The 23,398-nt window shown below is 75.0% G+C and carries 16 protein-coding genes, 2 tRNA genes and 2 pseudogenes; 14 read left to right on the forward strand and 6 right to left on the reverse strand.

Features of this window, described 5'->3' with window-relative positions; genetic code table 11:
* The 6 genes and pseudogenes from EF903_RS10205 to EF903_RS10230 form a co-directional block, all read left to right on the forward strand.
* Window positions 1-785 (forward strand): annotated as a pseudogene (locus EF903_RS10205) (STM4013/SEN3800 family hydrolase); the annotation flags it as partial.
* 29 nt (window positions 786-814) lie between these two features.
* Window positions 815-2,128, forward strand: a complete 1,314-nt coding sequence (locus EF903_RS10210) for an STM4012 family radical SAM protein (RefSeq protein ID WP_399420530.1) — start codon at window positions 815-817, stop codon at window positions 2,126-2,128.
* Between the two features lie 7 nt (window positions 2,129-2,135).
* Window positions 2,136-2,984 carry an STM4011 family radical SAM protein gene (locus EF903_RS10215; RefSeq protein WP_125542879.1) on the forward strand — a complete coding sequence of 283 codons (849 nt, stop codon included), beginning with the start codon at window positions 2,136-2,138 and terminating at the stop codon, window positions 2,982-2,984.
* Window positions 2,985-3,170: 186 nt separating this feature from the next.
* A tRNA-Trp gene (locus tag EF903_RS10220) sits at window positions 3,171-3,244 on the forward strand.
* A 371-nt stretch (window positions 3,245-3,615) separates the two neighbouring features.
* Complete coding sequence (locus EF903_RS10225; protein WP_260615051.1) at window positions 3,616-4,095, forward strand: DUF4352 domain-containing protein; 480 nt, start codon at window positions 3,616-3,618, stop codon at window positions 4,093-4,095.
* A 117-nt stretch (window positions 4,096-4,212) separates the two neighbouring features.
* Complete coding sequence (locus EF903_RS10230; RefSeq protein WP_125542881.1) at window positions 4,213-5,169, forward strand: aldo/keto reductase; 957 nt, start codon at window positions 4,213-4,215, stop codon at window positions 5,167-5,169.
* 18 nt (window positions 5,170-5,187) lie between these two features.
* On the opposite strand, the gene EF903_RS10235 is transcribed toward EF903_RS10230, so the two are convergent.
* Window positions 5,188-5,263 (reverse strand) — tRNA-Trp (locus EF903_RS10235).
* A gap of 65 nt (window positions 5,264-5,328) precedes the next feature.
* Window positions 5,329-5,802 (reverse strand): RICIN domain-containing protein, encoded by a 474-nt coding sequence (locus EF903_RS10240; RefSeq protein WP_185902603.1) that lies wholly within the window; start codon window positions 5,800-5,802, stop codon window positions 5,329-5,331.
* Window positions 5,803-5,961: 159 nt separating this feature from the next.
* On the opposite strand from EF903_RS10240, the gene EF903_RS10245 reads away from it, so the two are divergent.
* Complete coding sequence (locus EF903_RS10245; RefSeq protein ID WP_125542883.1) at window positions 5,962-6,909, forward strand: LysR family transcriptional regulator; 948 nt, start codon at window positions 5,962-5,964, stop codon at window positions 6,907-6,909.
* Window positions 6,910-6,933: 24 nt separating this feature from the next.
* Here the strand turns inward: EF903_RS10245 and EF903_RS10250 are convergent, their stop codons facing one another.
* Both EF903_RS10250 and EF903_RS10255 read right to left on the reverse strand, forming a co-directional pair.
* Window positions 6,934-7,785: an ABC transporter permease gene (locus tag EF903_RS10250; protein WP_125542892.1), complete on the reverse strand. Its 852-nt coding sequence runs from the start codon at window positions 7,783-7,785 to the stop codon at window positions 6,934-6,936.
* A 5-nt stretch (window positions 7,786-7,790) separates the two neighbouring features.
* Window positions 7,791-10,637 carry an alpha/beta fold hydrolase gene (locus tag EF903_RS10255; RefSeq protein ID WP_125542884.1) on the reverse strand — a complete coding sequence of 949 codons (2,847 nt, stop codon included), beginning with the start codon at window positions 10,635-10,637 and terminating at the stop codon, window positions 7,791-7,793.
* A 1,152-nt stretch (window positions 10,638-11,789) separates the two neighbouring features.
* Here EF903_RS10255 and EF903_RS10260 point away from each other — a divergent pair.
* The 5 genes from EF903_RS10260 (at window position 11,790) to EF903_RS10280 (ending at window position 15,834) form a co-directional block, all read left to right on the forward strand.
* Complete coding sequence (locus tag EF903_RS10260; RefSeq protein WP_125542885.1) at window positions 11,790-13,346, forward strand: ATP-dependent DNA ligase; 1,557 nt, start codon at window positions 11,790-11,792, stop codon at window positions 13,344-13,346.
* Window positions 13,347-13,428: 82 nt separating this feature from the next.
* A complete protein-coding gene (locus EF903_RS10265; protein WP_125542886.1) occupies window positions 13,429-14,049 on the forward strand; it encodes a helix-turn-helix domain-containing protein in 621 nt (206 codons plus the stop codon).
* A gap of 30 nt (window positions 14,050-14,079) precedes the next feature.
* The gene (locus tag EF903_RS10270) at window positions 14,080-14,202 is read left to right on the forward strand and encodes a DUF6126 family protein (RefSeq protein ID WP_114055537.1); all 123 of its coding nucleotides are present in this window, start codon (window positions 14,080-14,082) and stop codon (window positions 14,200-14,202) included.
* 64 nt (window positions 14,203-14,266) lie between these two features.
* Entirely contained in the window at window positions 14,267-15,349 is a 1,083-nt protein-coding gene (locus EF903_RS10275; protein WP_125542887.1) for a dihydrodipicolinate reductase, read from the forward strand.
* A gap of 5 nt (window positions 15,350-15,354) precedes the next feature.
* Window positions 15,355-15,834 (forward strand): carboxymuconolactone decarboxylase family protein, encoded by a 480-nt coding sequence (locus EF903_RS10280; RefSeq protein WP_125542893.1) that lies wholly within the window; start codon window positions 15,355-15,357, stop codon window positions 15,832-15,834.
* A 65-nt stretch (window positions 15,835-15,899) separates the two neighbouring features.
* On the opposite strand, the gene EF903_RS10285 is transcribed toward EF903_RS10280, so the two are convergent.
* Window positions 15,900-17,552, reverse strand: coding sequence for a GMC oxidoreductase (locus EF903_RS10285; protein WP_125542888.1), 1,653 nt, complete (start codon window positions 17,550-17,552; stop codon window positions 15,900-15,902).
* Between the two features lie 106 nt (window positions 17,553-17,658).
* Window positions 17,659-19,266 carry an MFS transporter gene (locus EF903_RS10290; protein WP_125542889.1) on the reverse strand — a complete coding sequence of 536 codons (1,608 nt, stop codon included), beginning with the start codon at window positions 19,264-19,266 and terminating at the stop codon, window positions 17,659-17,661.
* A 110-nt stretch (window positions 19,267-19,376) separates the two neighbouring features.
* Between EF903_RS10290 and EF903_RS10295 the strand changes: the two genes are divergently transcribed.
* Window positions 19,377-22,961, forward strand: coding sequence for a S8 family serine peptidase (locus EF903_RS10295; RefSeq protein ID WP_260615052.1), 3,585 nt, complete (start codon window positions 19,377-19,379; stop codon window positions 22,959-22,961).
* A 196-nt stretch (window positions 22,962-23,157) separates the two neighbouring features.
* Window positions 23,158-23,398: pseudogene (locus tag EF903_RS10300) on the forward strand (hypothetical protein); the annotation flags it as partial.

A 23,398-nucleotide genomic window follows, 5' to 3' on the forward strand; every position in this document is an offset into this window, starting at 1 on the left:
ACCTCCTGCTGGTCACCCTCGACACGCTCCGCTTCGACGTCGCCGAACGCCTCGCCGCCGAGGGCCGCATCCCGCACCTCGCGGCCGTCCTGCCCGGCGGCCGCTGGGAGCGCCGACACGCCCCCGGCAGCTTCACCTACGCCTCCCACCAGGCGATGTTCGCCGGATTCCTGCCGACCCCCGCCGCCCCCGGCCCGCACCCGCGGCTGTTCGCCGCCCGGTTCGCGGGCAGCGAGACCACCGCCGGACGCACCTGGGTCTTCGACACGCCCGACCTCGTCTCGGGGCTGGCCGCGGCCGGATACCACACGGTGTGCGTGGGCGGCGTCGGCTTCTTCAACAAGCAGGCGGCGCTGGGCTCCGTCCTGCCCGGGATGTTCGCCGAGTCCCACTGGGAGCCGGGGTTCGGGGTGGCCTCCCCGACCTCCTTCGAGCAGCAGGTGGCCTGCGCCGAGCGCGTCGTCGCCGGACTGCCCGCCGAGCAGCGGCTGTTCCTGTTCGTCAACGTCTCCGCGATGCACCAGCCCAACTGGTTCCACCGGCCCGGCGCCCGCCCCGAGGACGGCGACAGCGCCGACACCCACGCCGCCGCCCTGGAGTACGTCGACCGGCACATCGGCCGCCTCTTCGACGCCGCCCGCAGCCGCCGCCGCTGCTTCGCCGTCGTGTGCTCCGACCACGGCACCGCCTACGGCGACGGCGGCTACAGCGGCCACCGCCTCGCCCACGAGGCCGTCTGGACCGTGCCGTACGCGCACTTCTTCCTCGAACCGGATGCGCGGCGCCGGCGCCCGTCCGCCCGTACGAGGCCTACGTGTACGCCTACCCGCACAAGACGGCCTACCGGCGGCTGCCCGACCGGCCCGCCCTGCGCGACCTGTGGGCGGGCCAGCCGAAGGACGCGCTCTCCCTCTACCTGCACATCCCGTTCTGCGAGGTCCGCTGCGGCTTCTGCAACCTCTTCACCCGCATCGGCGCCCCCGACGGCCTCACCACCGCCTACCTCGACGCCCTGGAACGCCAGGCCCGCACCATTCGCGAGGCCCTCGCCGCCGACGGGACGCAGCCCCGTTTCGCCGCGGCCGCGTTCGGCGGCGGCACCCCCACGTTCCTCACGGCCCGCGAACTGGAACGGCTCTGCGACATCGCCGAGCAGGCGGCCGGCGCCGACCTGCGGGCCGTCCCGCTGTCCGTGGAGGCCTCACCGCCGACCGCCACCGCCGACCGGCTCGCCGTCCTCGCGGAGCGCGGCACCACCCGCCTGAGCCTCGGCGTGCAGAGCTTCGTCGACCGCGAGGCCCGCTCCGCGGTGCGCCCCCAGCGGCGGGCCGACGTGGAGGCCGCCCTCGGCCGGATCCGGGACGCCGGGATCCCCGTCCTCAACATCGACCTCATCTACGGCATCGACGGCCAGACGGAGGACACCTGGCGCCACTCCCTGGAGGCGGCGCTCGCCTGGAGCCCCGAGGAGCTGTACCTCTACCCCCTGTACGTGCGCCCGCTGACCGGGCTGGGCCGCCGCGGCGCCGCCGACGCCCCCGACCCCGCCTGGGACGAGCAGCGGCTGCGCCTGTACCGCCACGGGCGGGATCTGCTCCTCGCCGCCGGCTACCGGCAGGTGTCCATGCGGATGTTCCGCCGGCCCGGCGCCCCCGCCTCCGCCGCCGACGACCACGCCTGCCAGACCGACGGCATGGTCGGCCTCGGCTGCGGAGCCCGCTCCTATACCAGCACGCTGCACTACTCGTTCGACTACGCGGTGGACATGGGCGAGATACGCCGCATCATCGACGACTACGTCGGCCGCCCCGCCCGGGACTTCGAGCGGGCCGAGATCGGCCGGCACGTCGACGGCGACGAGGCCCGGCGCCGGCACCTGCTGCAATCCCTGCTCCAGGCGGACGGCCTGGCCGTGTCCGAGTACCGGGCCCGCTTCGGGACCGCCCCGCAGGACGACTTCCCCGCCGAGCTCGCCTCGTTCGCCGCGCGCGGCTGGCTCGCCGGCGACGCCGGCAGGGGGGAGCGGCTGCGGCTCGGCCCGGAGGGCCTCGCCCACTCCGACGCCGTCGGGCCCGCCCTGTTCTCCCCGGCCGTACGCGCCGCGATGGCCGCGTACGACCGCAAGTGAGGCCGCGATGGACCTGACGCTGCTGTACCGCGGGCCGCTCGCATCCTGCGACTACGACTGCCCGTACTGCCCGTTCGCCAAGCGGCGCGACAGCCGGGCCGCCCTGACGGCCGACCGGGAGGCCCTGGAGCGGTTCACCGCCTGGGCGGCCGGCAACACCGGCGACCGGCTGTCGGTGCTGTTCACCCCCTGGGGGGAGGGCCTCGTACGGTCCTGGTACCGGCGGGCCCTGGTCGAGCTGTCGCACCTGCCGCACGTCCGCCGGGTCGCCATCCAGACCAACCTGTCGGGACGGACCGGCTGGACGGCGGAGGCCGACCCGGACCGGCTCGCCCTGTGGTGCACGTACCACCCGGGGCAGACCCCCTACGACCGGTTCCTCGGCAAATGCCGTGACCTGGCAGCTGCCGGCATCCGCCACAGCGTCGGCATCGTCGGGATGCCGGAGCACCTGACGGAGGCCCGGAGGCTGCGGGAGGACCTGCCCGAACGGGTCTACCTGTGGGTCAACGCCGCCGAAGGGCGCACCTACACCGACGCCGAGGCCGACCGGTGGACCGCGATCGACCCGCTCTTCCCGTACAGCCGCCACCCGCACCGCTCCGAGGGGCTGCCCTGCCGCACCGGATCCTCGGTCGTCTCGGTCGACGGGGCCGGCACGGTGCGCCGCTGCCACTTCGTCAAGGCGGAGCTGGGGAACCTGTACGACGGCTCCTACCGGGCGGCCCTGCGGCCGAGGCCCTGCCCGCTGGCCGTCTGCGACTGCCACATCGGGTACGTCCACCTGGAGACGCTGCCGCTCTACGACGTCTTCGCGGGCGGGGTCCTCGAACGCATCCCCGCGCCGCGCACGTGAACGGGCCGGTCCGCCAAGCCGCTCACGACAGGCCCCGTGGCCGACGGCGTCGGCGGCCGACGCCGTCGGCAGATGCGCGGAGGCGGTGGGGGAGCCCACGAACCCCCACCACCCGCCCGCGCGCGACGCAACCCGCGAAATGAATTGGATCTCCGGCCCCGGCCATGGCATGGTTGGTCTCGCCGAAGGGGTGTAGCTCAGCTGGCCAGAGCGTCGGTCTCCAAAACCGAATGCCGCAGGTTCGAATCCTGTCGCCCCTGCTCCCGGCGGACCCCCGGTCCGCCCCGAAGGCCCGGGTCGCCACGTCGACCCGGGCCTTCGCCGTGTCGCTGTCTGACGCCGGGCCGGGCCGGTCGGCAGTGCCGGAGGCCTCCCGTGTCCTGCCGCACAACCCCTCGAACATCTGTTTAACGTTTGATTGTTACGGTTTGGACATTGCCGCCCCCGCGTGGCGGCTGCCCCGTACGGTGGCCGGATTCGCACCCGTCCCGTGGGGGTTTCCATGTCCCAGCAGTTCCCGCCGCCAGGCCAGCCGCAGCAGCCCGGATGGGGTCACCCGCCCCAGCCTCCCCAGCCGAAGAAGACGAGCACGGGGAAGATCGTCGGCTTATCGTGCCTCGGAGCCGTCGGCATGCTCGTCCTCATCGGCATCGCCGGGGCCGTGGTCGGCGGCGGCGCGAGCACCGACCCGTCGACGGAGGCGGCGAAGCCTCCGGCCGTCGCGCCGTCGGAGTCGGCGCAGGTTCCCGAGGCCGCGCCTTCGTCCGCTGCGCCCGAGAAGAAGGCCGCGGTCACGGTCGTCGCGAAGAAGGCGGCGTACAAGAAGAGCATCATCGCGCCGGACGGCGACTACACGAGCGTCTCGGTCACCGTCACCAACAACAGCAGCAAGCCGATCGGCGTGAACCCGCTGTACTTCACGATCACCGACACCAGCGGCGGCAAGCACGTCGCGGAGTTGGCCGCCGACGAGGACCAGATCGCCACGGTCGAGCTCGCGCCCGGTGAGAACGTCACCGGCACGGTGACCGGCAAGGGCGCCTTCACCCCGAAGACGGTGACGTACACCGACGGCCTGATCGGCAAGTCCGTCCGCGCCGACGTCTCCTGACCCGACGGCGGAGCGCCCGCGCAGCCCCCGGCGGCTCGGGGCGCTCCGCCGTCGGCGCGTGCCTAGACTGGCCGGCCTGTAGAGAGATCTTGATGCGGATCAGGGTGGAGGAACCCCATGCGCCATGTTGCCCTGGGCAGTTCAGGTCTTCAGGTGTCGGCGGTCGGGCTCGGCTGCAACAACTTCGGCGGGCGGCTCGACGCCAAGGAGACCCGGGCCGTCGTCGACGCCGCCGTCGACGCGGGGATCACGCTCCTCGACACCGCCGACATCTACGGCGGCCGCGGCGGCTCCGAGACCCACCTCGGGCAGGCTCTGAAGGGCCGCCGCGACCGGGTCGTCCTCGCCACCAAGTTCGGCTACGACGGCGTCGACATGGGGTACGGGCCCGCGGCCGGGGCGCGTGGCGGACGCGGCTACATCCGGCGCGCCGTCGAGGAGTCGCTGCGCCGCCTGGGCACCGACCACATCGACCTCTACCAGCTGCACAGCCCCGACCCGGCCACCCCGATCGCCGAGACGCTGGCCGCGCTCACGGAACTCGTCGCCGAGGGCAAGATCCGCTACATCGGGCACTCCAACCTGAGCGGCTGGCAGCTCGCCGAAGCCGCGCACGTGGCGCGGGAGACGGGTGCGGTGCCGTTCGTGTCGGCGCAGAACGAGTGGTCGCTGCTCCAGCGCTCCGCGGAGGCCGAGCTGGTCCCGGCCGCGCTGCACTACGGCGTCGGCGTGCTCCCGTACTTCCCCCTGGCCAACGGCCTGCTCACCGGCAAGATCCGGCGGGGCGCGCCGGTGCCGGCCGGCTCCCGGCTCGAAGGCCGCGACGCGTACCTGACCGAGCGGCGGCTGGACACGGTCGAGGCGCTCGCCGCCCTCGCGGAGAAGCACGGGCGCAGCGTGCTGGAACTGGCCATCGGCTGGCTGTCGGCGCAGCCGGGCTGCGCGTCCGTCATCGCGGGCGCCACCTCGCCCGAGCAGGTACGGGCCAACGCCGCGGCCGGAGCCGCCCCGCTCGACCCGGAACTCCTCGCGGAGATCGACGCCGTGGCCCCGGCACCGGGCACCGCGGCCTGACGCCGGTCGGGGAGAGGGCGGAGCCGGCCGGATTCGAACCGGCGTCCTCACGGTTTTGGAGACCGCGCGCGACGACCTCTGCGCTACGGGCCCCGCCCCTCCCGGCAGTCTAGGCCCCGGCTCCGGCGCCGCCGGCGACGGGCCATGCGGGACGCCGCTTCACAGCCAGCGCTGGTACGTGTTCCGGTCGCCCTCGTCGAAATTCGTGTACACCGAACCCCGGAAGTTGCTGTCGAGGACCCGGCCGGTCGCGACGTTCGTGAGTCTCCAACCCGTGGACCTCTTCACCCGGTACCACTGCTGGTTGCGGTTTCCGTCCTCGCACGTGCGGAGGTACACGTCGCCTTCCTTGTCGCTGTCGAGGCAGCGGTGTGCGCCCTGGTTGTTCACCACCCACATCCGGTAGGCGCCGTTTCCCAGTTTCTTCTCGTACCAGCGCCCGTACTTGCGGTTGCAGTAGTCGGCGCTCGCGCCGACACCGTTCATTCCGTTGGTGGTGTACAGGCACTTTCCGGTGCGGGCGTTCTTCCACGTGGCCGGTCCGGCGGCGGCGGCCTCCCCGGATATTCCGAGGACCGCGAGGGGTGCCAGCATGGAAACGGTCGCCAAATGGGCGAGAATTCGCCTTCTCATGCGCGCTTCTTCCCTTTGGTTGATGGCGGGCTTTCGTGGTGTTTTTATTCTGGTCGGTGCCATGGGTAATTCGGAAGGGGCTTTTGATGTGTTCGCGGCGTCGGTTGATAACCTTCCGTGCATGGTGCGGTCGGCCTCCGCACCGGGACGGAGGACCTCGTGGCGGCTGAGCCCAGCACGCACCAGTTACGTCTGCTGCTCGCGCTCGCCGAGGAGTTGCACTTCGGTCGCGCCGCCGAGCGCATGTTCATCAGCCAGCCCGCGCTCAGCCGTCAGATCCGGGCGTTGGAGGAGCGTCTCGGCGTCGCCCTGGTGGAGCGTTCGACCCGGCGCGTCGAACTCACCGAGGCGGGCCGGGCTCTGCTGCCGCGGATACGTGCCGTGGTCGATGCGGTGGCCGACCTCCAGGCCGCTGCGGAGACGGAGGCGGCCGCGCACGCGGGCAGCGTGGTGCTCGCCTCGTACACCTCGGCGCTGCCCGCCCTGCGCCTGCTGATCGACTCGATGCGGACCGTCCTCCACCCGGGTCCCCAAGTGCAGTGGCGCGAGATGGACTTCGTCGATCACGCCGGTGCCGTTCTGGACGGGCAGGTGGACGCGGTCGTCTGCTACGAGCCCGTGGCCGCCGGCCTGCGCGTGCTCCGCCTCGGGACGGAGCGGCGGCTCGTGTGCCTGCCGGACAGCCATCCGCTCGCCGCACGCAGCGCCGTGACGCTCGCGGACCTCGCCGATCTGCCGGTCATCGGATTCGCCCCCCACGCCCGCCCCGAGTGGCGTGCGTTCTGGGCCGCCGACCCGCGCCCGGACGGCACGCCGGTGCGGTACACGCCGCATGCGGCAGGCACCCTGGAAAGCTGCGTGACGCTGGTCGGTCTCGGGTACGGGATCCGCTTCATGTCCGAGAGTTCCACGGAGCTCGTGCCCCGGCCCGCCGTCCGCTACCTCCCCGTCAGGGACCTTGCGCCCTGTACCGCCGTCCTCGCCTGGGCGGCCGCGAAGCCGGCGACTCCGGCACTGCGCTCGCTGCTGCACATGCTGCGCGAGCACACCCTCTCCGCCCCCGAACCGGGCAGCGGCAGCCGGTGGAACGCCCTCGACGACCGGTGAACCCCCGCCGCCGGGCGCATGGTCTCAGGAGACGATGTCCTTGCGGGCGAAGCCCCTGAACGCGAGGGCCGTGAGGACGAGCGCGTACGAGACGGACACCGCCGCGCCCTTCGCCATGCCGCCCCATTCCAGGTGCGGCTGGAGGGCGTCCGCCCAGGCGAACTGCCAGAGCGCGGGCAGGAAGTCGCGCCAGGAGCCGAGCGCGGTCACCGCGTCCAGCACGTTGCCCGCGATGGTCAGCCCGACCGCGCCGCCGACGGCGCCCAGCGGGGCGTCGGTGCGCGTGGACAGCCAGAAGGCGAGGCCGGCGGTGACCAGCTGGGAGACGAAGACGTACGCCACCGCCAGCGCCAGCCGGGGCAGCGTGTCGCCGGCCGGCAGGGCGCCGCCCGCCGGAAGCTGCAGCGGGCCCCATCCGTACGCGGCCGTGCCCGCCGCCAGCGCGACCGCAGGCAGCAGCACGATCGCCGCCAGGCTGAAGCCCAGAGCGACGACGAGCTTGCTCCACAGCAGGCGCGCCCGCGGCACCGGCGCCGCCAGCAGGTAGCGCAGCGAGGACCAGGACGCCTCCGAGGCGACCGTGTCGCCGCAGAACAGCGCGACCGGCACCACCAGCAGGAACCCGGCCGACACGAACAGGCAGGTGGCGGCGAAGTTCGCGCCGGACGCCGTCGCCGTGTCGATCAGGGTGATCCGGTTGTCGCCGCGGCCGCCGTCCCGGTCGCCGCCCACCGCGAACGCGATCATCATCACGAACGGCAGGGCGGCCAGCACCGCGCCCATCACCAGCGTCCGCCGGCGGCGCCACTGCCGCATGGCCTCCACGCGCAGCGGCAGTGTCCGGCCGGGCCGGTATCCCGCGGCGACTTCCGCCATGGCGCTCACGCCGTACCTCCGATCAGGGTCAGGAACGCGTCCTCCAGCCGCCGGTGCGGCCCCACCGCGCTCACCGGCACGTCCAGGCGCACCAGTTCGGCGATCAGCTCGGCGGGCGTTCCGCCGCCCAGCCGGACGAGGAGTCCGTCGTCGCAGGGCGCCGCCGACTCCACGCCCTCCAGGGCCGCCACCTTCGCGACGGTCACCTCGTCCACCGGCCCGTCCACACGGACCAGCAGGGTGTCCCCGCCGCCGGTGATCTCGGCGACCTCGCCCGCCCGCACGAGGCGGCCGCGGTCCATGACGACCAGGTGGGTGCAGGACTGCTCCACCTCCGACAGCAGGTGGCTGGAGACGATCACCGTCCGGCCGCCCGCCGCATAGCGGACCATCACCTCCCGCATCTCCCGGATCTGCGGCGGGTCCAGCCCGTTCGTCGGCTCGTCGAGGATCAGCAGGTCCGGCAGCCCGAGCATCGCCTGGGCGATCGCGAGCCGCTGCCGCATGCCCTGGGAGTACGTCCGCACGGCGCGTTCCAGGGCGTCGCCGAGCCCGGCGATCTCCAGGGCCTCCGCCATGTGCGCGTCGGCGGCCGGGCGGCCGGTGGCCTGCCAGTACAGTTCGAGGTTCGCCCGCCCGGACAGGTGCGGCAGGAATCCCGCCCCCTCGACGAAGGCGCCGACGCGCGACAGCACCGGCGCCCCGGCCCGCACCGGGTGGCCGAAGACGCGGATCTCCCCCGCGTCGGGCGAGATGAGGCCCATCAGCATCCGCAGCGTCGTGGTCTTGCCCGCGCCGTTCGGCCCGAGCAGGCCGAGGACCTGGCCCTGCTCCACCCGGAACGACAGATCCCGCACCGCGTACCGGTCCCGGGACCCGGCGTACCGCTTGGTCAGGCCGGTGATCGCGAGGGGTACGCCGGCCAGCGCCGGATCCGCCCCGGCGGGGCCCGGCTTCCCCGCACCCCGGGGCCGGCGCCGGATGCCCGCCAGCAGGGCCGCCAGCAGCGCCGCGCCGAGCGGCAGCCCCCACGTCCAGGCGGGCAGCCCGGCCGCAGCCGTGCGCACCCCGTCGGCGACGGGCACGGCCAGCGGCCCCTGCACCGAGACGGCGTACGAGGCGGGGGCCGCCGGGGAGGCGTAGCCGAGGTCGGTGGCCGACACGACGAGGCGCAGCCGGTGCCCGGCCCGCACCGCGTGGTCGACGGCCGGCAGCCGCAGCTCGACGGTCCGGCCCTGCTGCGCGTCGGCCACCCGCAGCGGGGCGACCAGCTGCTGCGGCAGCACCTGCTGCCGGCCGTCGGGGCCGACGTCGTACACCTTGCCGAAGAGGACGGCAGACCCGTCGGGGGCCGTCGACCGCACGCGCAGCGACACGGTCGGCGTCCCGGTGATCCGCACGTCCCGCTCCAGCGGCTCCGACTCGAAGCGGGCGTGCTGCCCGGGGAAATCCATCGCGAGGCCGGTCCCGAGGCCCGCCCCGAGGGCGGCGAGCTGCCCGCCGACGCCGGGTACGGAGGACAGCGCGGCCGGGGTGCCGCCCGCAGGGTTGGCGAACACCTGCTCCGCGGGCCGGCCGGCCAGCGCGAACTCGCGGCGGCCCGCGGCGAGTCCCGGGTAGGCGTCGCCGCTCGCGCCGCGCAGGCGGACGGCGCCGTCGGTGGAGTCCATGCCGCCGGAGCGGGAGACCCGGAAGGCCGGACCGGTCGCGGCCGACGCGTCGCCCTTGAGGTGGCGGTCGAACCAGGCCGTGACCCGGTCCTCCACGCGACGGGACTCGCGCTCGCCGCCGTCGTGGCCGCCGGCCGCCCAGTCCACGGCGACGGGGGCACCGTTCGCGGTGATCGCGCGCGCCATGGCGTCGGCCTGGTCGAGGGGGAAGAGCGAGTCCGCCTGGCCCTGCACGATGAGGGCCGGCACCCGGATGCGGTCCGCGACCGCGGACGGGCTGCGCGCCTCCAGCAGCGCCCGGGCCTCGGCATCGGGGGCCCCGGCCGCGGCGACGCGCTCGTACATGGCGCACAGCTCGGGCCGGAATCGGCCGCACGCGCCGGCGCCGGGCGCGGCACCGCCCTGCGCCGGGGCATCGGTCGTCCCGCCGGCGGCCGGCCCGTCCGCCGCGGGCCCGCCCGGGGCGGCGCCCCCGGGGGCCGTGCCGGCGCCGCCCCCGCCGCCGCCCGCGTCCGGCGCCGCCTCGGCCGGTCCGGCCGGCCGGATGCCGCCGGCCGAGCCGGTGGTGAAGAACAGGCCCGCCCACAGCTTCTTGAAGACGCCCTGCGGGAAGAGGGCGTCCGCGAGGTTCCAGTACGTGATCTGCGGGGCGATCGCGTCGACACGCCGGTCGTGGCCGGCGGCGAGCAGCGAGACGGCCCCGCCGTACGAGGCCCCGGCGATGCCGACGCGCGGGTCGCCGGAGCCGTCGAGCTCCACCTCCGGGCGCGCCGCCAGCCAGTCCAGCAGGCGAGAGACGTCCTTGACCTCGTACGCGGGGTCGTTGAGCCCGATCCGACCGCCGGAGCGGCCGAATCCGCGCGCCGACCAGGTGAGTACGGCGTACCCGTCGCGGGCGAGCCGCTCGGCTTGCGCCCGGACGTCGTCCTTGCTGCCGCCGAAGCCGTGCCCGAGCAGCACGGCGGGGCGCCGGCCCGCACCTCCCGCCGTGAAGTACGAGGTGTCGATCGCGGCGCCCGGCATCTCCAGCACCTTGTCCTCGCGGTGCACGGTCCGTTCCCCGCCGGGCGCGGCGGCGGACCAGGTGCCCGCCCCCGCGACGACGGCCAGCGCGGCCGCGCCCGCCAGCAGGCGGCTGCGGCGGCGCCGGGGAAGCGGGAGCTTCGGCAGTCGGAGCGTCATACCGGAACCCTAGACGCCGCGGCGAGTGCGGCCGAGCCGCCCCTGGTCGGACCCGGCGGCCTCCTTGAGGACTACACAGGCCCCGTCGGCATACCGCAACCGCGGTACGCCGCCGCCCCGGCGCGCCCACGGCCGCCCCGCACACCGCCCGCCCCGGGGCGGCACGTCGAGCGGCGGCCGGTGCCCTACGGCGGTGGCCGGCCTCGGCGGGCCGCCTGCCGGGGTCGGCGCGGCCCGCCCTGAGCTGTGCGGCGGGCCGCGGAGCGGCACCTGGTGCCCATACGCCCTCGGCAGGCCTCACAGCCCGCCTGCGGGAGCCGGGGGTCGGCTCGAACCGGGTGCGCTGTCGGCCCCGGGGAAGCCGCCGGTGCCGTACGGCCTGGCGCCCTCGCGGGCCGACAGCAGCAGCCGGCCCGCCCCGGCTCGCCAGTCGGGTGGCGCCGCTGCCTTCGGAGCGGCGGCCGGTGCCGTACGGGCGTGGCCTGTGCCTTGCGGCGGCCCGCGGAGCCGCGCCCGCGCCGGGTGGCCCTCCGGTCCCCGGCGGCCGCCTGCGCCACACGGCCGGGGCCCGCCCCGCGCCCGGAGGAGCCTCCCGCCCCCGGGGTGCACCGGGGCTCCCGCACTCGCCTGACGGCCAGTGCGCCGGGGCGAGGAAGACGGGTCCCGCCTGGGTTGCACCGGGCCTGGGCCGCGCACTGCCCCCGGAGCCGCGCCCGCGCCGGGTCGCCCTCCGGTCCCCGGCGGCCGCCTGGCCACACGGTCGGGTCCCGCCCCGCGCCCGCAGGAGCCTCCCGGCCGGGGTCGCACGGGGCTCCCGGACTCGCCTGACGGCCAGTGCGCCGGCCGCCGAAGACGGGCCCCGCCTGGGTTGCAGCGGGCCGCGGGCCGCGCACTGCCCCCGGAGCAGCGCCCGCGCCGGGTGGCCCTGCGATTCCCGGCGGTGGCCGGTGCCGTACGGTCGGGGCCCGCCCCGCGCCCGAAGGAGCCTCCCGCACCGGGGCTCCCGGACTCGGCCGGCGGTCAGGGCGTCGGCCGTCGGGGATCGGACCCGACCGGGTTGCAGCGGGCCCGGGGTGGGTACTGCCCCCGGAGCCGGGCCGGGTCCGCCCGGGCCGGGCTGCGGCCCGGGCTCGGCAGCGGCAGGATGGCCGCATGCTGCTCGCCGACGTCGCCCGCGTGTCCCGCGAGGTCGCCGGGGCCTCCGCCCGGTCCCGCAAGACCGCCCTGCTCGCCGAGCTGTTCGCCGCCGCGCCCCCCGAGGAGGCGGCCCTCGTCATCTCCTACCTCGCCGGGCGCCTCCCGCAGGGGCGGCCGGGCCTCGGGTGGAGCACCCTCGGCCGGCCCGTCGAACCGGCGGACCACCCCGCCCTCGGCGTCGCCGAGGTCGACGCCGCGATCACCGAGCTCGCCCTGCTGTCAGGCCCCGGCTCCCGCGACGCGCGGCAGCGCATCGTGGCGCGCCTGCTCGCCGCCGCCACCGAGCCGGAGCAGCGGTTCCTGCGCGGCCTGCTGTCCGGGGAGGTCCGCCAGGGCGCCCTGGACGCGGTCGCCCTCGACGCGGTGGCCGCGGCCGCCGGCGTACCGGCCGCCGAGCTGCGCCGGGCCGTGATGCTCGACGGCTCGCTGCCCCGCGTGGGGGCGGCCGTCCTCACCGCGGGCTCGGCGGCGCTGCGCGAGGTCGCGCTCCAGGTCGGGCGACCCGTACAGCCGATGCTCGCCGCCACGGCGGGATCGGTCGCGGAGGCGCTGTCCGTACTCGGGCCGTGCGCGGTGGAGGAGAAGCTGGACGGCATCCGGGTCCAGGTCCACCGGGACGGCGAGTCCGTCCAGGTGTACACGCGCTCCCTCGACGAGATCACCGGCCGGCTGCCGGAGGTGGTCGAGGCGGTCCGCCGGTTCGCGGGGGACCGCTTCATCCTCGACGGCGAGGTGATCGGGCTGGGCCCGGACGGCCGCCCCGTGCCGTTCCAGGAGGTGGCAAGCCGGGTCGGGTCGCGGCTGGACGTGGAGACCGCCCGACGCACCCTGCCCGTCGTCCCCTGCTTCTTCGACGTGCTGGCCGCCGGCGGCGACGTCCTGCTCGACCTGCCCGTCCGCGAGCGGTACGCGGTGCTCGCAGGGCTCGTCCCCGAGCGGTTCCGGGTCCGCCGGCTCGCCGTGGAGGATCCGCAGGCGCAGGCGGGCGCCGCCGAGGAGTTCTGGGCCGAGACGCTGCGCCGCGGCCACGAGGGGGTCATGGCGAAGGCTCTCGACTCGGCGTACGCGGCCGGGCGCCGCGGCCGCAACTGGCTGAAGGTGAAACCCGTCCACACCCTGGACCTGGTCGTCCTCGCCGCGGAATGGGGGCACGGCCGCCGCACCGGCCTGCTGTCGAACCTGCACCTCGGCGCGCGGGCCGCCGGGGGCGGGCACGCCATGCTCGGGAAGACCTTCAAGGGGCTCACCGACGAGATGCTGCGCTGGCAGACCGACCGGCTGCGCGAGTTGGCCGTGGCGGACGACGGGCACACCGTGCGGGTGCGGCCCGAGCTGGTCGTCGAGATCGCCTACGACGGCATCCAGCGCTCCCCCCGCTACCCCGCCGGGGTCGCGCTCCGCTTCGCCCGGGTGCTGCGGCACCGGCCGGACAAGAGCGCAGACGAGGCCGACACGGTGGAGACGGTGCTCGGCACACCGGGCGGCGGCCGGACATCCGCCCCTGACGCCTGACGCCTGACGCCCGCCACCAGGTGTTTTTACCTCTGAGGCAAGACGGATTGCCGCAGAGGTAAGTTTCTGGCTCAATCGGCACATGACACCTGGTCCCGCCGACCCGGGAGCCGACGAGCTGCCCGCGGTCGCCCCGCAGCTGCGCGAGCTGCGCCGCCGCTCCGGGCTGACCCTGGAGGCGGCCGCCGCGCGGGCGCGGCTCTCGCCCGCCCACCTCTCCCGCCTGGAGACGGGCCGCCGGCAGCCCTCGCTGCCGCTGCTCCTCGGCCTCGCCCGCACCTACGGTACGACGGTCTCGGAACTGCTCGGCGAGACCCCGGCCGTGCCCGACCCCATCGTACGCGCGGGCGGTCCGGGCGCCCGCGAGGCCGACGGGTGGACGTACTGGCGGGCCGGCGGCTCCGGCCGCGGCATGCAGGCGCTGCGCGTGCACGTCCCGCACGGCCGCAGCCAGGGCGAGTTGGTCCGCGTCCACCCGGGCGAGGAGTGGCTGTACGTCCTCGGGGGCCGGCTGCGGCTGCACCTCGGCGAGGCCGAGTACCTGCTGGACCCGGGCGACAGCGCCCACTTCGACTCGCTGACCCCGCACCGCATCGCGGCCGCCTCCGCGGCCGGCGCCGAACTGCTGTTCGTGCACACCCTGCTCCAGAGCAGCCTCGCCGGGATGTGCCTGGGCGGCGGCGCGGCGACCACCCACCCCTGACCACCGCCACAGCCAAGGAGCCCCCGACCCGTGCGCCAGCAGTTCAAGTTCCCGCGCGGCCTGCTGATCCGGCTGATCGCCTACCTCTTCGTCGGCCACCTCTTCGCCTTCTTCGTCTACCTCCTCTTCCTGCTCGGCGGGCAGAACCAGTAGGAGCCCGCGCGGTCGTCCGCGCACGGCTCTGGGAACCTCCGGGCCGCGCCGCTACCCTCCGCGCATGATTCCCACGGTTGTCTGGGGCACCGGCAACGTCGGCCGTCTGGCCATCCGCGCCGTCGAGGCCCATCCGGCGCTGCGCCTGGCCGGCGTCATCGTCCACCATCCCGACAAGGTCGGCCGCGACGCCGGTCGGCTGTGCGGGCTCGACCGCGACACCGGCATCACGGCCACCGACGACGTCGAGGCGGTCATGGCCGCACGGCCGAGGGCGGTGGTCTACGCGGCGACCGGCGACACCCGCCCGGACGCCGCCCTCGCCGACGTCACCCGCGCGATCCGCGCCGGCGCCGTCGTCGTCACCCCGGCCCTCTACCCCCTCTACGACCACCGCAACGCCCCGCCCGAGTTCCGCGACCCGGTCGCCGCCGCCGTCGCGGAGGGCGGCGGGTCGCTGTTCGCCTCCGGGGTGGACCCGGGGTGGGGCAACGACGTGCTGCCGGTGCTGCTCAGCGGCCTCGGCACCGCCGTCGACGCCATCCGCTGCCAGGAGATCTTCGACTACTCGACGTACGACCAGCCCGACTCCGTCCGCGACCTCGTCGGCATGGGCCGCCCCATGGACCACCAGCCGATGATGCTCCTGCCGTCCGTCCCCACCATGGTGTGGGGCGGGCAGATACGCATGATGGCCCGCGCCCTCGGCGTCGAACTCGACGCGATCCGGGAGACGGTGGAGCGCCGCCCCCTGGAGGAGACCGTCACCACCCGCTCGATGGGCGTCTTCGAGGCCGGAACGCAGGGCGCCGTCCGCTTCGAGGTGCAGGGCGTCGTCGCGGGTGAGCCGCGCCTCGTCATCGAGCACGTCACCCGCATCCACCCGTCCTGCGCCCCGGACTGGCCGCTGCCGCCGGGAGGCGGGGACGGCGCGCACCGCGTGGTCATCGAGGGCCGGCCGCGGATCGAGGTCACCGTCGAGGCCGAGGACGACGGCGAGAACCGCTCCGCGGGAGGCAACGCCACCGCCGTCGGCCGCCTGGTCGGCGCGATCGACTGGCTCGCGGACGCCGAACCCGGCCTCTACGACGCCCTCGACGTGCCGCTGCGCCCCGCCGTCGGCCGACTCGGAAGGGAACGGGCATGACGGACATGAGGATCGACGTCCCGGAGGGGCGGCACCCGATCGAGTACGTGTGGGGCGACATGGTCCCCGGGATCGGGCCGGCCGCCGCCGCCTTCTCGCTCGCCGTGTACGCCCACACGACGCTGGGGCTGCGGGAGTTCGAGGCGGCGCGGCTGCGGGTGGCGCAGATCAACGGCTGCATGTTCTGCCTCGACTGGCGCACCGAGCGCGACGGGCTGAAGGTCGAGGAGGAGTTCGCGGACGCGGTCGCCGAGTGGCGCACCACGGACCGCTTCGACGAGCGGACCCGGCTGGCCGCCGAGTACGCGGAGCGGTACGTCCTCGACCACCACGGCCTGGACGACGGGTTCTGGGAGCGGATGGGCGCGCGGTACAGCCAGGTGGAGATCGTGGAGCTGACCATGAGCATCGGCTCGTGGCTGGCGTTCGGCCGGCTCAACCGCGTGCTGGGCCTCGACGGCGTGTGCGTGCTGCCCGGGCACTGACGGCGCGGCGGCGGTGCGGGGCCGGCCGGTCGGGCGGCCCCGGTCGTCCGCGCGGGCGGGCCGCGCTACAGGTCGTTGGCGATGATGTGCTCGATGTTGCGCTCGGCGAGCGCGGTGATGGTGACGAACGGGTTGACGCTGGTGTTCCCGGGGATCAGCGCGCCGTCGATCACGTAGAGGCCCGCGTGGCCGTGGAGCCGGCCGTGGTTGTCGGTGGCCTTGTCGAGTACCGCGCCGCCGAGCGGGTGGTAGGTGAGGTGGTCGCCCCAGACCTTGCCGGCGCCGAACAGGTCGGAGCGGTAGATCGTGCCCTCCTTCGCGTTGATCCGGTCGAAGATCGTTTTCGCCATGTCGATGGAGGGCTGCTTCCAGGCCCGCTGCCAGTCGAGTTCGACGGCGCCCGTCGCCGGGTTGTAAGTGAAGCGGCCGCGGTGCGGGTTGCGGGTGATGGACAGGTAGAACGAGGCGTACGTCTCGATGCCGGTCGGCAGCGGTGCCACCTCGGCGAAGGCGCCGCCGGCGTCCCAGTTGTCGATGCCCCCGCAGGGGATGGCTGCCTGCACCTTGCCCGTGGGGTCCCACAGGTGGTTGGCGCGGCCGCACATGACGTTGCCGTTCTCGCCCCAGTGCCGGCCGATCTCGTCGTTGAGGCCGGGCAGGGCGCCCGTGGCCCGGAGCCTGACGAGGAGCTTGCTGGTGCCGACGCTGCCGGCGGCGAAGAAGACGCGGTCCGCGGTCACGGTCTTGGCGGCGGTGGTGGCGCCGCCGGTGTCGAGCTGGTCGACGGCGACGGTGTAGCCGCCGCCCGGCGCGGGCGCGACGGAGGTGACCCGGTGGAGGGCCGAGACGGTGACCCGGCCGGTGGCCGCGGCCCGGGCGAGGTAGGTCTGCTGGAGGGACTTCTTGCCGTGGTTGTTGCCGTAGAGGATCTCCCCGGCTACCGCCGACTTCGGGACGGTCCCGGCGGCCTCCTGCTCCATGTACTCCCAGTCGTACACGTCGGGCACGAACACGAAGGGGAATCCGGCGCGCTGGGCGTGCCTGCGGCCGACGCGGGCGTACTGGTAGCAGGCCGCGGTGTCGAACCAGTCCGGGTCGACGAGGCCGACGCCCAGCTCGGCGTTGGCCCGCGGGTAGTAGGTCGTGTACATCTCCTCGGCGTCGACCGTCGGCAGCACGGCGGCGAAGTTCGGGCGCCTGGGGGTGACGGCCATCCCGCCGTTGACGAGGGAGCCGCCGCCGACGCCGCGGCCCTGGTAGACGGTGATCCCGCCCAGCTCCTCGGCGTCGAGGATCCCGGTGTAGCGGGGGATGTCCTTGTCGAGGGGGAAGCCGAGGAAGCTGCTGAGGGGCTGCTTGGTGCGCGTGCGCAGCCAGTACGAGCGCCGGTCGGGGCTGGTCGTGTGGCAGAAGACCTTGCCGTCCGGCCCGGGCGTGTCCCACGCCATGCCCATCTCCACCATGTGGACGGGGACACCGGCCTGGGCGAGCCGCAGCGCGGCCACCGAGCCGCCGTAGCCGGTGCCGATCACGAGTACCGGTACGTGCGCGCCGGACACGAGGGGGCCGGCCGCGGCCGCGGGGTGCGTCGCGGCGCGGGCGGGGGCGGTGGCGGCGCCGGACAGCGCCACGGCACCGAGAAGAGAACCTGTTCCAGCGATGAATCCACGCCGGGAGATCCCTGGCGATCCTTTTCCTTGCAGGGGGTGGTGGGTCATGTGACGTTCCTCACTCTCTGGCGGTGCAACGAGTTCTACTGCCAGCTGCGAGTGAAGTCACGACACACGTCCCGGTAACTTCCGGGCCGTCGGGGAGGCGCGCGGGTCAGGCGGCGGGCGGGGCGGCGGAGCCCGTGCCCCCGGGCGGCGGTTCCAACGGGGGAGCGGACAGCGAGCAGTGGGTGCGGCACTGCGGGTGGCACGAGGCTGGGGGCCGCGGGCGGCGCACCGTCGCCCAGGCCAGGGCGGCGCCCGCCACCAGCACCCCCGCGCACCACACCATGGAGCGCCCGAACGCCTCGTCGAAGAGGTCCGCCGAGCGGTACGCCTCCGGGCCCATTCCGGCCAGCAGGGGGAGCGCGGCCACCGCGAGGAGCCCGGCCGCGCGTGCGACGGCGTTGTTGATGCCGCTGGCCAGGCCCGCGCGGCCCGGGTCCACCGAGGCCAGCACGGCCTCCGTCAGCGGTGCGACCAGCGTCACCATGCCGAGCCCGAGGACGACCATGGCGGGCAGCACGTCCGTCGCGTACGGGGCGCCCGGCCCGGCCCGCAGCATCAGCAGCATCCCGCCGGCGCACAGCAGCGGGCCGGCGGTGAGCGGGATCCGCGGCCCGATCCGCTCCCCGAGGGCGCCCGACCGGGCCGACAGCAGCAGCATCAGCACGGTCGGCGGGAGCAGCGCGGCCCCGGAGGCGAGGGCGGAGTACCCGCAGACCACCTGGAGCTGGAGCACGACCAGGAAGAAGAATCCGCCGAACGCCGCGTACACGCACAGGGTGACCAGGTTGACCGCGGTGAACAGCCGGGACGCGAAGATGTCCGGCGGCACCATGGGGTGGGCCCGCGTCCGCTCGACGTACACGAACGCGGCTCCGAGCAGCACCGCGCCGACGGCCGAGGCGGTCACCAGGGCGGCCCCGGACCGGGCCTCGATCAGCGCGTACGTCAGCAGGGCGAGGGCGCTCGCGCCGAGGAAGGCGCCGAGCACGTCGAACCGGCCGTGCGCCGCGGGGTCGCGGGACTCGGGCACGTGCCGCAGGGCTGCCGGCACGCACACCGCGGCCAGCGGCACGTTCAGCAGGAACACCCAGCGCCAGCCGGGCCCGTCCACCAGCCAGCCGCCCAGGAACGGCCCGACGGCCGCGCCCACCCCGCCGAACCCGGACCACAAGCCCACGGCGCGGGCGCGGTCGCCGGGGGCGATGGAGCCCTGGATCAGGGCCAGCGAACCGGGAGTCAGCAGGGCCCCGCCGATCCCCTGGAGGGCTCGGGCGGCGATCAGGACGCCCGCGTTCGGGGCGAGTCCGCACAGCAGGGAGCTGGCCGCGAACCACACGACGCCGAGCACGAAGATCCGCCGCCGCCCGAACCGGTCGCCGAGGGCGCCGCCGACGAGGATCAGGCCGGCCAGGGTGAGCAGGTAGGCGTTGACGGTCCACTGCAGGACGGCCAGGTCGGCGCCGAGGTCCTGCCCGATCCGGGGCAACGCCACGTTGACGACGGTCGAGTCGAGCAGGGCCATCGTCGAGCCCAGCACCGTGACCGACACGATCCACCGCCCCCGCGCGGTCGCGAGGGGGACGCCGCCCGGGGCCCCGCCGGCGGCGGACGGCCCGGCGGGCTCACCCGCCGAAGCGGGTCCGGAGGGTGCGGAACCGGTCACGTCCCCAGGCTCGCGCGCCCGGCGGGCAAGGGCCACCCGGCGGGCGCGCATGCGGCTCGTAAGGCGCTCTTGTAATGGGCATGACTCTCCTTCACCATGACCGCGCACGTCACGCACGCCTTATCCGCACAACCTGCACACGGCGTACGAGGAGACCACACGTGGCCCAACGCAACACACGACGATCCTTACGCGCGGCACTGGCCGCCCTCACCGCAGCACTGCTCCTGCCCCTGGGCGCCGGAGCCGCCGCCGCCGCACCGGACCCCGCACCCTCCCCGGGCGCGGCCGAGCGCAAGATCGAGCCCAAGCTCCGCGCCCAGCTCGGCGACTCCGCCAAGGCGGTCTTCTGGGTCTACCTGGACAGCGCGGCCGACCTGACCGCGGCCGCGCGCCAGACCACCCGGACCGCCAAGGCGGAAACGGTTCTGCGAACCAAGCGCGACCACGCCGCGCGCACCCAGGCCGAGGTCCGCAAGGCCCTGGACAACGCCAAGGCGGAGTACACCTCCTTCTGGATCGTCAACGCGGTCCGCGTCGTCGGCACCGAGAAGCTCGCGGGCACGCTCGCCCAGCGCCCCGAGGTGTCCCGGATCGACGCCGACGACCGGATCACCCTCCCCACCCCCGCCGAGGGGAAGCGGGAGAAGGCCGCGGCCGACGCCGTCGAGTGGAACATCGACCGCGTCAAGGCCCCGCAGGTGTGGGAACAGCTCGGCGTGCGCGGCGAGGGCATCGTCGTCGCCAACATCGACAGCGGCGTCGACCACACCCACCCGGCCGTCGCCGGCCAGTACCGCGGCAGGAGCGCGGACGGCAGCCTCGACCACAACCACAACTGGTTCGACCCGGCCGGCGTCTGCCCCACCGCGGCGCCCTGCGACAACAACGACCACGGCACCCACACCATGGGCACGATGGTCGGCGACGACGGCGGCGCCAACAAGATCGGCGTGGCCCCCGGCGCCAAGTGGATCGCCGCCAAGGGCTGCGAGACCAACTCCTGCTCCGAGGCCTCGCTGCTCGCCGCCGGCCAGTGGATCGTCGCCCCGACCGACCTGAACGGCCGGAACCCGCGGCCCGACCTCGCCCCGCACGTCGTCAACAACTCCTGGGGCAGCGCGGCGCACGACGACTGGTACCGGCAGGTCGTCGACACCTGGCGGGCCGCCGGCATCTTCCCGGCCTTCTCCAACGGCAACGCCGGCCCCGGCTGCTCCACCAGCGGCTCACCCGGCGACTACGCCGCCTCGTACAGCTCCGGCGCCTTCGACGTCAACGGCACCATCGCCTCCTTCTCCTCCCGCGGCGCGGGCCCCGGCGGCATCGTCAAGCCGAACATCGCTGCCCCGGGCGTGAACGTCCGCTCCTCCGTGCCCGGCGGCGCCTACGAGGCCTTCTCCGGCACCTCGATGGCCTCGCCGCACACCGCGGCCACGGTGGCCCTGCTCTGGTCCGCCGCCCCCGCCCTCGAAGGCGACATCGCCCAGACGGAGCAGCTCCTCGGCGCCACCGCCCAGGACACCGACAACGGCCAGTGCGGCGGGACCGCCGCCAACAACAACGTCTTCGGCGAGGGCAAGCTCGACGCGCTCGCCGCCGTCTCCAACGCCCCCCGCGGCCCGACCGGCGGCCTCGGCGGAACCGTGACCTCCGGCGGAGCCCCCGTCGCCGGCGCCAAGGTCACCGCCACCGGCCCGATCAGCCGTACGACGACCACCGCCGCCGACGGCACCTACGCCTTCCGCTCCCTCTCCGTCGGCACGTACACCCTGACCGCGGCCAAGTTCGGCTACGGCCAGGAGACCGCCACCGCGACAGTCGCCGAGAACACCACCGCCACCGGCGACCTCACCCTCACCCAGGCCCCCTCCGGCAAGCTCACCGGCACCGTCACCGCGCCGTCCGGGCCGGCCGCGGGCGCCACCGTCACCATCGCGGACACGCCGGTCACGGCGACCGCCGACGACCGGGGCCGCTTCGAGGTCACCCTGCCGCACGGCACCTACGACCTGCGGGCCACCCACTCCTCCCGCTGCGTGAGCCCCGGCACCGCCCGCGCCACCGTCGCCGGCGACACCGCGGTCGAGGTCGCCCTGCCCGAACGCACCGACACCTACGGCTACGCCTGCGCCGCCTCCACCGGCACGGACCAGCCCACCGGTGACCGGCAGCTCGCCCTGACCGGCGACAACACCACCGAGCGCGTCGACCTGCCCTTCCCGCTGCCGCTGTACGGCAAGACGTACGGGCAGGCCTGGATCGGCACCAACGGCACCGTCAGCTTCGGCGGCGCCCACACCGGCGACATCAACGGCGACCTGCCGAGCACCGCCACTCCCAACGCCGCGCTCTACCCGTTCTGGGACGACCTCGTCGTCGGCGCGGCCGGCAGCGGCTCCGGCGTCTTCACCGCCGTCAGGGGCACCGCCCCGCACCGGCAGTTCACCATCGAGTGGCGCAACGTCTCCCACTGGTCGGCCCAGGCGGACAAGTTCTCCTTCTCCGCGGCCGTCGGCGAGGACGGAACCGTCACCTACTCCTACCGCGGAACCGGCGGCACCGGCATCAAGGGCGGCTCCACGGCCACGGTCGGCCTGGAGAACGCGACCGGCACCGACGCCTTCGCCTACTCCTTCAACACGCCCGTCATCAGCGACGGCCTGACCGTCTCCTTCCGCACCACCAAGAGCGGAGTCGTCACCGGCCGCGTCCTCGACGCCAACGACGGCAACGGCGTCGCCGGCGCCACCGTCACCGTCGGCACCGGCGACACCGCCGTCTCGGCGACGACCGCCCCGGACGGCGGGTACGTCGTCCAGAGCCCGTCCGGCACCCGGGCCGTCTCCATCACCGCCCCCGCCTACGAGGCGGCCACCGCCACGGTCGACGTGAAGGCCGCCGACGTCACCCCGGTGACACAGTCGCTGCGCACCGGGCGCGTCACCGCGGCCAAGCCCGCGGTGGAGATCGTCCTCCCGGCCGACCAGAAGCGGACCCGCACCCTCGACCTCACCAACCCGGGCCTCGGCACGGACTTCGCGGTGGCCGAGGACGCACCCTGGCTGACGGCCACCCCCCAGGCAGGCACCCTGCCCACGGGCGGCCGGGCCGCGGTCTCCCTGGCCGTCGACAGCGCCGGCCTCGCCGCCGGCACCGTCCTCACCGCCGACCTGAAGATCACCTCGGTGAGCGGGCGCAGCCCCGTCCTGACGGTCCCCGTCAAGGTCGTCGTCCCGCGCTACCAGGCCGCCCTGGACACCGGCTCCGACTACGCCTCCACCGACGCCCTCGGCGACGGCTGGTCCCCGGACCGCAAGTACACCGCCGGCTCGTACGGATACCAGGGCAGCTCGGCCGTGCGCAGCACCGGCCGCACCATCGCCGGCACGGACGACCAGCGGATGTTCCGCAACGCCCGCGAAGGCATGTACGAGTACCGCTTCGACAACGTCCCGAACGGCACGTACACGGTGGAGCTCGGCTTCGCGGAGCTGTCGTCCACCAAGCCGGACCGGCGCGTCTTCGACGTCCTCGTCGAGGGCAGGGAGGTGCTGCCCTCCCTGGACATCTCGCTGGAGGCGGGCACCTACACCGCCCTGACGCGGAGCTACACGGTGACCGTCACGGACGGCGTGCTGAACGTCCGCTTCGTGACGCACTCCGGCTTCGGCAAGCCGCTGGTGAACACGCTGCGCGTGACGGACCGCCCCGACCAGGCCCCGCAGGCCGGCCGCGCCCGGTGACGGTGAGCGCACCGGCCGCACCGGAGGCACCCGCCTGGCCGGGACCCCGCTTCCGGTGAGGTGACGCACCCGGGGGGCGGGGCGCCGCTCGGCGCCCCGCCCCTTCCGCATGCCGCGGGGGCATTCGGGTGGCCGGCGGGCACCGCGCAGCGGCGCGTCCGGGAGGGCGGTCCGGCGGTGGTTAGCGTGGGGGACCATGACGCTCCAGAGCGACGCCGCCGAGCGGCCCGGGGACCCGCCGGGGCGGCCGGCACCGGCGCCCGCGCATCCGGAAGCCCCGCCCCCGCAGGAGGCGGACGTCCTGGCCGCCCGGGTGCGGGAGGCCCTGCACCGGGCCGGCGCCCGGGCCGCCTGGGCGGTCGGCGGCCCGCACGGCACCCTCGCCGGCTCCGCCCCGCCCCGCCGGCCCGCGGACGGCGCAGCCCCGCCGGCAGCTC

It is taken from the genome of Streptomyces sp. WAC05292 (genome assembly GCF_003949955.1).
Taxonomy (GTDB): domain Bacteria; phylum Actinomycetota; class Actinomycetes; order Streptomycetales; family Streptomycetaceae; genus Streptomyces; species Streptomyces globosus.